Annotated in this window: 12 protein-coding genes; 5 read left to right on the top strand and 7 right to left on the bottom strand. The window is 46.0% G+C overall.

From position 1 onward, the window contains the following. Positions 1 to 59 precede the first annotated feature (59 nt). The 3 genes from P2W84_RS13470 to P2W84_RS13480 form a co-directional block, all read right to left on the bottom strand. Positions 60 to 560, bottom strand: a complete 501-nt coding sequence (locus P2W84_RS13470) for an OsmC family protein (protein ID WP_276090662.1) — start codon at positions 558 to 560, stop codon at positions 60 to 62. A gap of 32 nt (positions 561 to 592) precedes the next feature. Next, a complete protein-coding gene (gene ispE, locus P2W84_RS13475) occupies positions 593 to 1,429 on the bottom strand; it encodes a 4-(cytidine 5'-diphospho)-2-C-methyl-D-erythritol kinase (protein ID WP_276090663.1) in 837 nt (278 codons plus the stop codon). 118 nt (positions 1,430 to 1,547) lie between these two features. Beyond that, entirely contained in the window at positions 1,548 to 1,982 is a 435-nt protein-coding gene (locus P2W84_RS13480; protein WP_276090664.1) for a GNAT family N-acetyltransferase, read from the bottom strand. Between the two features lie 114 nt (positions 1,983 to 2,096). On the opposite strand from P2W84_RS13480, the gene P2W84_RS13485 reads away from it, so the two are divergent. The 4 genes from P2W84_RS13485 to P2W84_RS13500 all read left to right on the top strand — a co-directional run bounded on the left by P2W84_RS13485 (position 2,097) and on the right by P2W84_RS13500 (position 7,413). Next, entirely contained in the window at positions 2,097 to 2,891 is a 795-nt protein-coding gene (locus tag P2W84_RS13485; RefSeq protein WP_276090665.1) for a thymidylate synthase, read from the top strand. Beyond that, on the top strand, positions 2,888 to 3,373 hold the full coding sequence (locus P2W84_RS13490; protein WP_276090666.1) for a dihydrofolate reductase: 486 nt from the start codon (positions 2,888 to 2,890) through the stop codon (positions 3,371 to 3,373). Before P2W84_RS13485 ends, P2W84_RS13490 begins: the two co-directional genes overlap by 4 nt. 110 nt (positions 3,374 to 3,483) lie before the next feature. After that, complete coding sequence (gene secDF / locus P2W84_RS13495; RefSeq protein ID WP_276090667.1) at positions 3,484 to 6,459, top strand: protein translocase subunit SecDF; 2,976 nt, start codon at positions 3,484 to 3,486, stop codon at positions 6,457 to 6,459. A gap of 90 nt (positions 6,460 to 6,549) precedes the next feature. Next, positions 6,550 to 7,413: a hydroxymethylglutaryl-CoA lyase gene (locus tag P2W84_RS13500; RefSeq protein WP_276090668.1), complete on the top strand. Its 864-nt coding sequence runs from the start codon at positions 6,550 to 6,552 to the stop codon at positions 7,411 to 7,413. Between the two features lie 7 nt (positions 7,414 to 7,420). Here the strand turns inward: P2W84_RS13500 and P2W84_RS13505 are convergent, their stop codons facing one another. Further along, a complete protein-coding gene (locus tag P2W84_RS13505) occupies positions 7,421 to 7,846 on the bottom strand; it encodes a GNAT family N-acetyltransferase (RefSeq protein ID WP_276090669.1) in 426 nt (141 codons plus the stop codon). Positions 7,847 to 7,941: 95 nt separating this feature from the next. Further along, complete coding sequence (fbaA, locus tag P2W84_RS13510) at positions 7,942 to 9,021, bottom strand: class II fructose-bisphosphate aldolase (RefSeq protein WP_276090670.1); 1,080 nt, start codon at positions 9,019 to 9,021, stop codon at positions 7,942 to 7,944. Positions 9,022 to 9,146: 125 nt separating this feature from the next. Here fbaA and accD point away from each other — a divergent pair, with 125 nt between their 5' ends. Continuing rightward, complete coding sequence (gene accD / locus P2W84_RS13515; RefSeq protein ID WP_276090671.1) at positions 9,147 to 9,992, top strand: acetyl-CoA carboxylase, carboxyltransferase subunit beta; 846 nt, start codon at positions 9,147 to 9,149, stop codon at positions 9,990 to 9,992. 124 nt (positions 9,993 to 10,116) lie between these two features. Here the strand turns inward: accD and P2W84_RS13520 are convergent, their stop codons facing one another. Together P2W84_RS13520 and P2W84_RS13525 are read right to left on the bottom strand one after the other, a co-directional pair. After that, positions 10,117 to 12,414, bottom strand: coding sequence for a GH92 family glycosyl hydrolase (locus P2W84_RS13520; RefSeq protein WP_276090672.1), 2,298 nt, complete (start codon positions 12,412 to 12,414; stop codon positions 10,117 to 10,119). 255 nt (positions 12,415 to 12,669) lie between these two features. Next, on the bottom strand, positions 12,670 to 12,870 hold the full coding sequence (locus P2W84_RS13525; protein WP_276090673.1) for a hypothetical protein: 201 nt from the start codon (positions 12,868 to 12,870) through the stop codon (positions 12,670 to 12,672). Positions 12,871 to 12,876: the final 6 nt, after the last annotated feature.

The raw sequence follows: 12,876 nt of genomic DNA on the forward strand, positions 1-12,876 counted from the left end.
GGTCAGTTAGTTTCTTAAATCAGATAGCTGCGCGGTAAGTCGCAGAATCGGGCATCCCTTCAGGTATGAATCTCGTAGGTATACTTCAATTTAGCTGAACGCTCCAGGATATTTGATACCGAACAATACTTTTCAAATGTCATGCTCAGCGCACGCTCCACCTTTTGGGGGCTCAACGCCCCGTAAAGATCAAAATGAATTGTGATCTCTTCGAAAATCTGAGGGATCTCTTCTCTCCGGGTGGCCTTAATGGAGATCTTCACATCGTCCAGAGGCTCCTTCTGTTTGGTCAGTACGTTCACCATATCAATGCCGCTGCAGCCACCCAGCCCTGCAAGGAGCATTTCCATCGGCCTGAAACCTTTACCTTCGCCCCCGATCTCCTGCTTCGCATCCAGTTCCACCTTAAACCCCGAGGCATTTTCAGCCTCAAAATTAAATTTTCCGCTTTTGCGGATCAGATTGATTTCCATAATGTACAAATGTACCAAATTCCGGCCATTTACCATGATCCCGGAACCTACATCTGCTGAATTGAAAGCATATATGGCAATGTGCATCAAATTATGACATTCACCAGAAGCAGTAACCCTCAGACTCCGTAAAATAGCTCACATTTGCGCGCTAATTCCGGCAATATTACCGGCGTCCTGAAAATCCCGAACACAGAAGAACCGCTGCCACTCATAGCCGCATACACCGCCCCGGCTTCATATAATGAAGCCTTCAGCTGTGCAATCTCAGGATAACGGGCAAATACCGAAACTTCGAAATCATTCTTCAGATGCTCCCGCCACTCTGTTACCGGCTGCGCAATCACCTCCTTCAAAGGTACAGCAGGCTTTAGCGGTTTCACTCCCCCATAAGCCTCTGCAGTAGATACATGTATTTCCGGCTTCAGCAGCACTAGATACCAGGCGGAAAGATCAAGTGCCACCGGACTGAACACATCACCCTTTCCCTCTGCATAAACCGGCCTGTTCCTGATGAAAAACGCGCAATCAGCCCCCAATGGGCGCACATAATCTTCCATTTGAGATGTACTGAGTCCCAGCTTAAACTTTTCATTGGCCAGCCTTACGATAAATGCTGCATCCGCAGAGCCGCCACCTAACCCGGCTCCTACCGGAATGTTCTTCAGCAGGCTGATCTCCTGCGCGGGCAGTTTAAAATCCTTCTGAAGTATCGAGAAAGCCTTCAGGCAAATGTTATCGTCCAATACCCCCGGTATTGCCGTTCTGAAAACCCTGAACTGGTTTTGGCGCTCATCCCGACCAGCTGTTGCTGCCTTGCCAGGCAGATCGGTCAGTTCAACGACATCACAGATCCCTACCGGGTAAAAAACAGTCTCCAGGTCATGATAACCATCCGGACGTTTCGCCGTAATGTGCAGCCCAAGATTGATTTTGGAATTGGCGAAATTCAACATACCCTCAGATAGGTCCGGCTTACAGGACCTGGCGGCAAACATACAAAAAAGCTGCCTATCCCGATATCATTAGTATGAGCGCAAAAACACGAATCACTGGAAGTCAGGTAAAACCTTGTTACAAGGCTTTGCTGAAATACAACGGATATTCTTCGTAGCCCTGCGCGAGATAAAACTGATGGGCTTCGGTGCGCCAGATGCTGCTGTGCAACTGGATGCGGTCACAACCACGTTTCCGGGCGATCCACTCAGCATATTTGTTCATTTCCGTACCTATTCCCTTTCCACGCACCGCTTCATCGACGCAGAGATAGCTGACGATGGCAAAATCACCGGCAAGGGCGATCTGTGGTACGAAATGAATCGACATAAAGGCCACGACGACATGCTCAAATTCGCAGACCAGCAATTCATGGTCGGAATGGGCAAGCATTTTAGGCAGTTGTTGTTCGATAAAACCCGGATCTGTCGGATATCTGAGTTGCTCCAATAGTGTCCTGATAATGCCGGCATCCTTTAAGGTTGCTTGTCTGATCAGTTTTTGTTGATCCATTGCTACAATTTACATTTAGTTGATACCGCTAATATGATTAAATCCACTGATTTTTTGAACATTTGTAGTAAAATTTCACCTGGCTGGTTATATTAGCCAGACATCAATTAAAACATGAAGCAATATTTAGACCTGATGCAGCATGTGCTGGAATATGGTACGCAGAAGCACGACCGCACGGGCACGGGTACCATCAGTGTATTTGGCTACCAGATGCGGTTCAACCTGCAGGAGGGTTTTCCGATGGTAACCACCAAGAAGCTGCACCTGAAATCCATTATCCATGAACTGATCTGGTTCTTGAGCGGCGACACCAATATCCGGTACCTGAAGGAAAATGGTGTACGCATATGGGACGAATGGGCAGATGCTGAAGGTAACCTTGGTCCGGTATACGGTTCGCAGTGGCGCTCCTGGCCTGCCCCGAATGGCGGGCATATCGATCAGATTACGAAGGTAGTCGACACCATTAAAAATAACCCGGATTCCCGCAGGATCATAGTTTCCGCGTGGAATGTGGCCGAAGTCGATCAGATGGCCCTGCCGCCATGCCATGCTTTTTTCCAGTTTTATGTAGCTGAGGGCCGGTTGAGCTGCCAGCTGTACCAGCGTAGCGCCGATATCTTCTTAGGTGTACCCTTTAATATAGCTTCTTATGCTTTGCTAACCATGATGGTAGCGCAGGTCTGCGGCCTGAAACCAGGCGATTTTGTCCATACACTGGGCGATGCACACTTGTATAATAATCATATCGAACAGGCAAAACTGCAACTGAGCCGTGAACCGAGGCCGTTGCCGGTGATGGAACTGAACCCGGAGGTAAACAACATCTTTTCTTTTAAATACGAGGACTTTACACTGAAAAGTTACGACCCTCATCCGCACATTAAAGCCGAGGTGGCGGTATGAGGGTAGCCGCTATCGTAGCAATGGCCGAAAACCGGGCCATCGGAAAAGACAATGAACTGCTCTGGCACCTGCCGGAAGACCTGAAACATTTCAAGACGATGACCAGGGGGCATGCCATCATTATGGGCCGTAAGACTTTTGATTCCCTGGGCAAGCCCCTGCCACACCGCCGGAATATCGTGATTACCCGCAATAAACACCTGGAACTGCCTGGCGCCGAGGTTGTGGGCAGTGTGGACGAAGCGCTGGCCCTCTGTGCTGGTGAAGAGGAAGTATTTATCGTGGGCGGTGCAGCAATTTATAAACTGGCTTTACCGCGGACGGATTGCATTTACCTCACCACTGTGCATGCAAGTTATGAGGGCGATGCTTACTTTCCGGAGCTGGAACCTTCGGAATGGAAAGAGACGACTTCAGAGCGGCATGAAGCAGATGAGCGGCATAATGTGGCCTTTACATTTTCCACTTTGGAAAGGCCCTGAAACCGCTTATAAGAAAAAATCCAATAGACGGCCTATTATTTAAAAAAATAATTAGATTTGCCGACTTGTAAAAAATAGATATAGCTGATATAGAATTATAACAACAAACAATGCAGGGTAAAGGTTTTATTAAATTTATGGCAATACTATTGGGTATTGTCTGTGTGTATTCTCTCTCTTTCAACTTTGTAACCTCCAAGGTTGAAAACGACGCAAAAGCTTATGCCAAAGGTGACCCGGAAAAGGAAAAGGCCTATCTGGACTCAATGGCTACAGTACCGGTTTATCCACTGTTTGGGTTCAATTATCAGTTCTGTAAAGGAAAAGAAATCAATCTTGGTCTTGACCTGAAGGGCGGTATGAACGTGACTATGGAAATTTCACTGGGCGAATTGGTGAAATCCCTTTCAGGAAACACCGATGACCCTAATTTCAATAAGGCATTGTCTGCAGCCCAAACCCAGTTGAATGCAGGTGGCAAAGACTTTATCAGTTTGTTTGTTTCTGAGTTTGAAAAGCTTTCTCCTGGAGTGAAGCTGGCCGACTACTTTTCGAATCAGGACAATGCTTCTGTGCTGAAGCCGGATGCAAGCAATGATGAGGTAAAGAGATACCTGTCTAAAGAGGCGACCAGCGCAATTGACCGCTCATTCATCATTATCAGGAGCCGTATCGATGGTTTCGGTGTGGTGAGTCCGAACATGCAGAAGCAGGAAGGTACCAACCGCATCCTGATCGAGATGCCAGGTGTACAGGACAAGGAACGTGTGCATAAGCTGCTTCAGGGATCTGCCGAGCTGCAGTTCTGGCAGGTGTACAGCAACGAAGAAGTGTATCCGGTTATGGAAAACATTAATAAGACCCTTGCCGCTACATTAAAGACAGCAGATACAATTGCTAAGGCTGCTGGAGATACTTCCAAAACTGCCTCAGGAAGTAAACTGGCTAACCTGGCCAAGTCAAAAGACACTAAAGACACTTCTGCTGCTGCACAACGTATTGAAGCCGCAAAATCTAACCCGTTATTTTCTGTAATGACTCCCCCGAGCTATCAGGCTCAGAACGGGCAAATGGCTTTACGTCCGGGACCAGTGGTAGGTTATGTGGCGCAAAAAGATACTGCTAAGGTAAATGCCTATTTTAGAAGACCTGAAATTGCCGCTATCATTCCACAGAGTTATAAGTTTATGTGGAGCGCCAAACCTGAAGATTTGGGAGTTACCACACCAGGTGCTGCTAAAATATTCGGCTTATATGCCATTAAAGTAACTTCTACAGACGGAAAACCCGATCTGGGTGGCGAAGCGATCAGCGATGCCCGTCATGATTATGACCAGAAAGGCAAGCCTGAGGTAACGATGTATATGACCGGTGAAGGCGCTCAGAAATGGAAGAAAATCACTGCTGACGCTTCTGCCGATCCAAATAATAAAAAAGCAATTGCAATCGTACTGGATAACACAGTATATTCTGCCCCTACTGTTCAGAATGAAATCCCAAATGGCATTTCCTCAATCACCGGTAACTTTACCTTAAACGACACTCAGGATTTGGCTAATATCCTGAAGGCGGGTAAACTACCTGCGCCTGCAAGGATAGTGGGTGAATATGTAGTAGGCCCGTCTTTGGGTGAGGTTGCGATACACAACGGGCTTTTGTCCTTCGTACTGGCTTTTGTTGTGATCCTGATCTTCATGGCACTTTATTACAACAAGGCAGGTTGGGTAGCTAACCTGGCACTCGTGATCAATTTGTTCTTCATTATGGGTGTGTTAGTGTCCCTGGGTGCTGTACTAACCTTGCCTGGTATTGCGGGTATCGTATTGGTTATCGGTCTTTCGGTGGATGCGAACATTCTGATCTTTGAAAGGGTGCGTGAGGAGCTGACTGCAGGCCGCCCTACGCCTGTGGCCATCAGCGAAGGTTTTAAACACGCGATGTCCTCTATCATCGACTCTAACGTAACTGTACTTGTACTTGGTGTGATCCTTTACATCTTCGGCAGCGGTCCGGTACAAGGCTTTGCGACTACGCTGTGTATTGGTATCCTGTCTTCATTGTTCTGTGCAGTGCTGATCTCCCGTCTGGTATTTGATTACCTGCTGGAGAAAAAATCGAACATCACCTTTGGTAACAAAATGACGATCCATGCCTTCAAGAACATGGCATACAATTTTGTTGGTCACAGGAAAAAATACTATACCATTTCTTCTATCATCATCATCCTGGGTGTGATTTTCTATTTCAAAAACGGTGGTCTTAACCTGGGTATCGACTTCAAAGGTGGAAGGACCTATATCGTGCATTTTGACAAGGGCATGAACACGGAAGACGTAAAATCTAAACTGAACGTTGTGTTCCCTGAATCAGAAACCATCGTAAAGACCGCAGGTGCGGATAACGAACTGAAGATCACAACGACTTTCCACATTACCGATACCGACACTGGTGCAGATAAACTGGTGGAAAAGGCGCTGACCGACGGGCTAGACCAAACAGGTGCCAAATATAAGATCGAAAGCAATGAGAAGGTAGGTCCAATTATTGCCAGTGACATCGTTTACGGTGCTTATGGTGCGATCCTGTTCTCCTGTCTCGTAATGTTCTTTTATATAGTGGTGCGATTCAAGAAACTGAACTATGGTCTTGGTGCAGTAATCGCCTTGTTCCATGACGTGCTTCTGGTACTGTCGTTCTATACAATCCTGGACGGCGTAATGCCCTTTCCGCTGGAGATCGGACAGGACTTTATCGCTGCAATCCTTACGGTGATGGGTTATACGATGACGGAAACCGTAGTTGTATTTGACCGTATCCGTGAGAAACTGGGCGAAGCCGGTAAAGACGACCTTCATGGCGAAGAAAGGAACCAGCTGATCAATTTCGCATTAAACAGTACCCTAAGCCGTACAATACTAACTTCACTGACCGTATTCTTCGTGTTACTGGTGATCTTTATCTTCGGCGGCGCAAGCATCAGGGGCTTTATCTTCGCGCTGCTGATTGGGCGTATCATTGGTACTTACTCTTCGCTCTGCATCTCTACTCCTATCGTGATCGATTTGGGCAGCAATAAAAAGAAGTAAGCGAAAGCAACCTAATATAAATTAACTGACAAAGGGCACCCATAGGGTGCCTTTGTTGTTATAAAAGGATATCTTTGATTGAACTGGTTTATGGGAACAAACAAGATAAAACTGATAGAATGCCCACGTGATGCCATGCAGGGCATCCACAAATTCATTCCGACGGAGCTAAAAGCAGAGTATCTGAATACGCTGCTGCAGGTAGGATTCGATACACTTGACTTCGGCAGTTTCGTATCACCCAGGGCAGTGCCGCAAATGCAGGACACTCGTAAAGTACTATCCAGGCTGGATATCTCCACCACAGTTACGCGCTTGCTGGCCATCGTAGCCAACCTAAGGGGTGCAGAGGAGGCTGCGGGCTTTGAGGAGATCAGTTACCTGGGGTTTCCATTTTCCGTCTCGGAGACCTTTCAACAACGAAACACAAATTCCAGCATTGTACAATCTGCTGAGATGGTGAAAAGAATATTAGAGCTGTGTGACCGCAATGGAAAGACGGCTATCGTTTATATTTCCATGGGATTTGGTAATCCCTATGGTGACCCCTGGACCCCTGAAGTGGTTAAGCATTGGATGGAGCAACTAGTAGCCTACGGAGTAAATATATTTGCCTTATCGGACACAACAGGCGAGAGTACGCCGGAAAAGATTAGCACCCTGCTTCCATTACTGCAAGATTGTTTTATAGATACAGAGATCGGGCTGCATCTGCACAGCACGCCGGAGACCAGCCGGGAAAAGATTGCTTCTGCCTATAATGCGGGCTGCCGTAGGTTTGACAGTGCGCTGAGAGGCTTTGGCGGCTGCCCTATGGCTAAGGATGAACTTACAGGCAACCTGGCGACGGAAGAATTGATCTCCTATCTTTCGGAACAAGGTTTAGAACTTGGACTGGATATGAAGAAATGGCAGGAAGCAATGGTATTTTCTTCCAGTATCTTTGGCCCGTAACTAGGGTTCAGGTATGTTTGACCATTTTTACATGCCGGATACCAGCTTCGTCAAAGTGGTCCCCCTCGGGCATGAAACCGAACCTTGAATAAAGTCTGACTGCGTCCAGTTGAGCATGCAGGTAAATGTAATCTGCATTGGCCGGAAGGTCTGAAAGAACAGCAGCCAGCAGCGCCTGCCCTATCCTTTTACCACGGTGAGGCTTCAGCACGGCAAAGCGTTCAAGTTTATAACCCTTATCAGTCTTACGCCAGCGGGCGGCACCACAAGGCTCACCATTGATCGTTGCCAGAAAATGTACGGCTTCGTCTTCATGTTCCCACTCGAGTTCAGGAGGACAGTGCTGTTCTTCCACAAATACGGCTTTCCTTACAGCAAATGCTTTTTCCAAATCGTTCTGAGTATTGATTTTATCTACCTGAAGTGAGTCCATTTTTCCTGAATGTTTGAATGTATTGTTATATGCAAAAAAAGCGCCATAAGTTTAACTTCTTATGACGCTTTCTTTAAGGTATTGCTAACCAGGATTTATAGTTTATCACTGGCGTCTTTACAGTTGAGATCTTCGAAAGCCTGGGTAAGACGCTTAACAAAATTTTCCTCGCCCTTACGTAACCATACACGCGGATCATAATATTTTTTATTAGGCTTATCTTCACCTTCGGGATTGCCGATCTGAGCTTGCAGATATGCTTCGTTCTTCAAATAATATTCGTGAATACCTTCCCAGAATGCCCATTGCATGTCGGTATCAATGTTCATCTTGATGGCTCCGTAAGAAATTGCTTCTCTGATCTCCTCCTGAGAAGAACCTGAACCGCCATGGAATACGAAGTTGATCGGCTTCTCGGCCGATAGTCCAAATTTTTCACGGATGAAGTCCTGTGAATTTTTCAGGATTACAGGCTGAAGCTTTACATTGCCTGGCTTATATACACCATGCACGTTACCAAAAGCAGCGGCTACGGTAAATTTATCGCTAACCTTGCTCAGTTCCTCATAAGCATAAGCCACTTCAGATGGTTGGGTATAGAGCTTTGAGCTATCAACATCACTATTGTCAACACCATCTTCCTCTCCGCCGGTAACACCCAGCTCGATTTCGATGGTCATGCCCATTTTAGACATACGCTCAAGGTATTTGGCAGAGATCTCCATATTTTCTTCAATGGACTCTTCCGAAAGGTCCAGCATGTGCGAAGAGAACAGTGGCTTTCCATGTTCTGCAAAGAATTTCTCACCATGATCAAGTAATCCGTCGATCCATGGCAGCAGTTTTTTAGCGGCATGGTCAGTATGCAGTATTACTGCTACGCCATAGTGTTCTGCCAGCAGGTGCACATGCTTGGCAGCCGATACTGCACCGAGGATGCAGGCCTGAAGGCCTTCGTTATTCAGTGTCTTTCCTGCATAGAATTGCGCCCCGCCATTGGACAATTGGATGATCACCGGAGAATTGACCGCCTTCGCCGTTTCCATAACTGCATTGACGGTATTCGTACCGGTAACATTTACTGCTGGTAATGCGAACTGGTGTTTCTTTGCCTGTTCAAACAATTCCTGAACAGCATCTCCATAAATTACTCCCTTGTAACCTTTTAAACTCATTTTTAATATTTTAATGTATGCCGAAGTTAGCAAAAATATCGGGTCGGGCAAAGCCAAAGCTGTATTATCTATGAACTGTTCCCGAATTTTTTCGTTTCTTTGTAGTCGCATTTTCAAGAAATAACATGGCTTGGTTTAGAAGAGAAAAAAAAGGAATAAGTACCTCTACCGAAGAAAAGAAAGAAGCACCGGATGGCTTATGGAATAAGTGTCCGAATTGCAAAAAGCCCTTGCATACTGCTGATCTTGTAGAAAACAAGTATGTTTGCCAATACTGTGACTATCATTTAAGGATAGGTTCCAAAGAATATTTCCAGGTGCTGTTCGATGACAACGAGTTTAAGGAACTGTTCGGCAACCTGAAATCTGGTGACCCGCTGAATTTCGTGGATACAAAACCCTACAAGGACAGACTGGTGGAAAGTTCAGCTAAGACCGGCCTCAAAGACGCAATCCGTGCTGCACATGGTAAGATTGAAGGGGAAGACCTGGTCGTTGCCTGTATGGACTTTAATTTTATTGGCGGTTCAATGGGTTCTGTTGTTGGTGAGAAGATAGCCCGTTGTATCGATTATTCTATCAAACACAGGATTCCTTTCCTGATGATTTCGAAGTCGGGCGGTGCCCGGATGATGGAAGCTGCCTTTTCACTGATGCAAATGGCCAAGACTTCTGCGAAACTTGCTTTACTGAGCCAGGCAAAAATACCTTATATTTCCTTACTGACCGATCCCACTACAGGTGGTGTAACCGCCTCTTATGCAATGCTGGGTGATATTAACATTGCCGAACCAGGCTCACTGATCGGGTTTGCGGGGCCAAGGGTCATTAAAGAGACCATCAAGAAGGATCTGCCTAAAGGCTTCCAGACTGCCGAGTTTGTATTGGAGCATGGCTTCCTTGATTTCATCGTTGACCGCCGTCAGATGAAGGCCAAACTGGCCACTTTTATCAAAATGATGAATCATTAGTAAAGATCTCGAGAAAGAGGTCGCAGCTCATCATTTAAAAACAGAAATTCCATAAAATATAAAAAGGGCCTCAATTGAGGCCCTTTTCGTTGTGTATTTGGTTTTAGATCGTGTTGTGTGCGTACTATTTAATGGCAGGATCAGTAGACATCGAATAAGGGAAGTCAGCCTCATTGGCACCGCGCTGTTTATTTGGCGTAGCTGACATATCAAAGTCGAGTACTGCGCCTTTTTGCAGGGCCGTATGGCTCAGCCAGTTTTTAGAATAGGCAGCACCATTCACCTTCAATGCATTTACATAACGATTGTCATCACTGTTTTTCGGTGCGTTGATAATGATTTGTTTGCCATTTTCAAGGTTCAGCGTTACCTTTTTGAAATATGGAGTTCCCAATACATACTGATCTGTAGCAGGTGTTACCGGATAAAAACCAAGCGCACCAAATACATACCATGCCGAGGTTTGTCCATTGTCCTCGTCGCCGCAATAACCATCAGGTGTAGCCTTATACATCCGGTTCATGGTCTCGCGGACCCAGTACTGGGCCTTCCAAGGTGCACCACCATAGTTGTAAAGGTAGATCATGTGCTGGATCGGCTGATTGCCATGCGCATACTGGCCCATATTGGCAATCTGCATTTCGCGGATCTCATGAATCACTCCCCCATAGTAGCTATCATCGAAGATCGGCGGCAGCGTGAAAACAGAATCCAGTTTTTGAACAAATTTATCATTACCACCCATAAGTTTGGCCAGGCCAGCTATGTCCTGAAACACCGACCATGAATAGTGCCAGCTATTTCCTTCAGTAAAGGCGTCGCCCCATTTGAACGGATTGAACGGCGACTGGAACTGTCCGTCTTTATTTTTGCCGCGCATCAGACCATAGGCCGGGTCAAACAGATTCTTATAGTTCATCGCGCGTTTCTTGTAAATATCGATCTCAGATGCAGGCTTGCCCAAAGCTTTGCCCAGCTGGTAGATTGCAAAATCATCATATGCGTATTCCAGTGTTCTGGCTGCATTTTCATTAATTTTCACATCGTAAGGCACATAACCAAGCTCATTGTAATATTTCACACCATAACGTCCTACTGCAGGCATTGGTCCTTCATTATTCGCTCCATGTTTCAACGCTTCCCATAATACATTCATATCCTGTCCACGGATGCCTTTCAGATAAGCATCAGCGACCACAGAAGCAGAATTGTTGCCTACCATTACACTAGCCAAACCAGGGCTTGACCATTCGGGCAGCCAGCCGCCTTCTTTAAAATCATTAGCCAGGCCCTGCTGCATTTCCCGGTTGATTTCCGGATACATCAGGTTCAGGAAAGGATAGAGGGCACGGAAGGTGTCCCAGAAACCCGTTCCCGCAAACATATAGCCAGGAAGCACCTTACCATTATAAGGGCTCCAATGCATTACTTTGTTACTGGCATCTATCTCATAAAGTTTGTTCGGGAAGAACAAAGTACGATAAAGACAAGAATAAAAAGTACGGATCTGGTCAATCGTACCGCCTTCCACGCTTACACGGCTCAAGGTCTTGCTCCATACAGCCTTAGCCTTATCTTTTGTCGCTTCAAAACTGTCGTTTGCCAATTCACGTTTCAAGGAGATATCAGCTTGTTCTATGCTGATAAATGAAGAAGCGACCTTCATGTTCACCTTCTCGCCTTTGGCCGTTTTAAAACCTACTACAGCACCCACGTGATCATCTGTCAGTTCAAGTACATCTTTGGCAAGCTCATTGCCTTTCCAGGAACTCGCAGAAACGAATGGCTTGTCAAAATAAATGACAAAGTAGTTTTTGAAGTTCTCCGGTACCTTGTGTGAATGTTTAGTGCTATAACCTACGATCTTGCGTTCGGAAGGAATAATCTTAATATAGGAACCCTTATCAAATGCATCCACTACAACATAAGATTCATCCGACTTCGGAAAAGTGAACCGGAACTGTGCAGCCCTTTCGGTTGGCGCGATCTCTGTAGTCACATCTGCATCAGCCAGATATACGCTATAATAATAAGGTTTTACAATCTCCGCCTTGTGCGAAAACCAGCTTGCACGGTCATCCTGGTTGAACCGGAGCTTACCGGTTACCGGCATTATCGCAAACTGACCATAGTCATTCATCCAGGGTGAAGGCTGATGGGTCTGTTTGAAGCCGCGGATCTTGTCCGCATCATAGGTATAGGCCCATCCGTCACCCATCTTACCGGTTTGCGGTGTCCAAAAGTTCATGCCCCAAGGCACGGCAATGGATGGATAAGTATTGCCGTTAGACAATGAAGGCTTACTCTGGGTGCCCATTAGTGGGTTGATCCATTCTACAGGATCATTCACCTTTTCAACATACTGGGCAAAGCTGCCCAGAGATGCCACAACAAGTGAGGCGGTTAACAGTTGTTTAATCATATTTTATAGGTTCATCATGTGTATGCCGAAAAACGGTCAGATACATTCTGGTTGTTTGGTTTTCTGTAGGCTCTAAGTTTAAATCGTTTTAGCAATTTAACACAAATAAACATATTTATGTGTAATATCCCAATCCCCCCAGCCTGTTATTTGACGCCAATATAAAGTTATTTTCAGAAATCAGAAAAGTACAGAAGGCCGGAAAACAAAAAACACGGCCTTTTAGGGCCGTGTTTTATTTTTGTTACCTTTAGGCTATTCTGTGCCTGGCACAGTTCCTGGCTCATGGCTTGAGCCCAGCGGCCTGTTTTTACGTTCCGGCGTTTTACTAAAACCTGTCCGGTCAAAATGCGCTGCCGAGGAAGTCTCCCCAGATGTTTCATTTTCGACATTCCGGTCCGATTCCTTCAGCACCGTTTTCTTTTTATCCTGATCTTTCTTTTCAATAGTATTCATAGCAGA

It is taken from the genome of Pedobacter sp. JY14-1 (assembly GCF_029269825.1).
Taxonomy (GTDB): Bacteria; Bacteroidota; Bacteroidia; order Sphingobacteriales; family Sphingobacteriaceae; genus Pedobacter.

Excerpts from the sequence above, each read along its gene's own strand:
- P2W84_RS13470 (WP_276090662.1), bottom strand. The coding sequence starts at position 560 with ATGCACATTGCCATATATGCTTTCAATTCAGCAGATGTAGGTTCCGGG.
- ispE (WP_276090663.1), bottom strand. The coding sequence starts at position 1,429 with ATGTTGAATTTCGCCAATTCCAAAATCAATCTTGGGCTGCACATTACG.
- P2W84_RS13480 (WP_276090664.1), bottom strand. The coding sequence starts at position 1,982 with ATGGATCAACAAAAACTGATCAGACAAGCAACCTTAAAGGATGCCGGC.
- P2W84_RS13485 (WP_276090665.1), top strand. The coding sequence starts at position 2,097 with ATGAAGCAATATTTAGACCTGATGCAGCATGTGCTGGAATATGGTACG.
- P2W84_RS13490 (WP_276090666.1), top strand. The coding sequence starts at position 2,888 with ATGAGGGTAGCCGCTATCGTAGCAATGGCCGAAAACCGGGCCATCGGA.
- secDF (WP_276090667.1), top strand. The coding sequence starts at position 3,484 with ATGCAGGGTAAAGGTTTTATTAAATTTATGGCAATACTATTGGGTATT.
- P2W84_RS13500 (WP_276090668.1), top strand. The coding sequence starts at position 6,550 with ATGGGAACAAACAAGATAAAACTGATAGAATGCCCACGTGATGCCATG.
- P2W84_RS13505 (WP_276090669.1), bottom strand. The coding sequence starts at position 7,846 with ATGGACTCACTTCAGGTAGATAAAATCAATACTCAGAACGATTTGGAA.
- fbaA (WP_276090670.1), bottom strand. The coding sequence starts at position 9,021 with ATGAGTTTAAAAGGTTACAAGGGAGTAATTTATGGAGATGCTGTTCAG.
- accD (WP_276090671.1), top strand. The coding sequence starts at position 9,147 with ATGGCTTGGTTTAGAAGAGAAAAAAAAGGAATAAGTACCTCTACCGAA.
- P2W84_RS13520 (WP_276090672.1), bottom strand. The coding sequence starts at position 12,414 with ATGATTAAACAACTGTTAACCGCCTCACTTGTTGTGGCATCTCTGGGC.
- P2W84_RS13525 (WP_276090673.1), bottom strand. The coding sequence starts at position 12,870 with ATGAATACTATTGAAAAGAAAGATCAGGATAAAAAGAAAACGGTGCTG.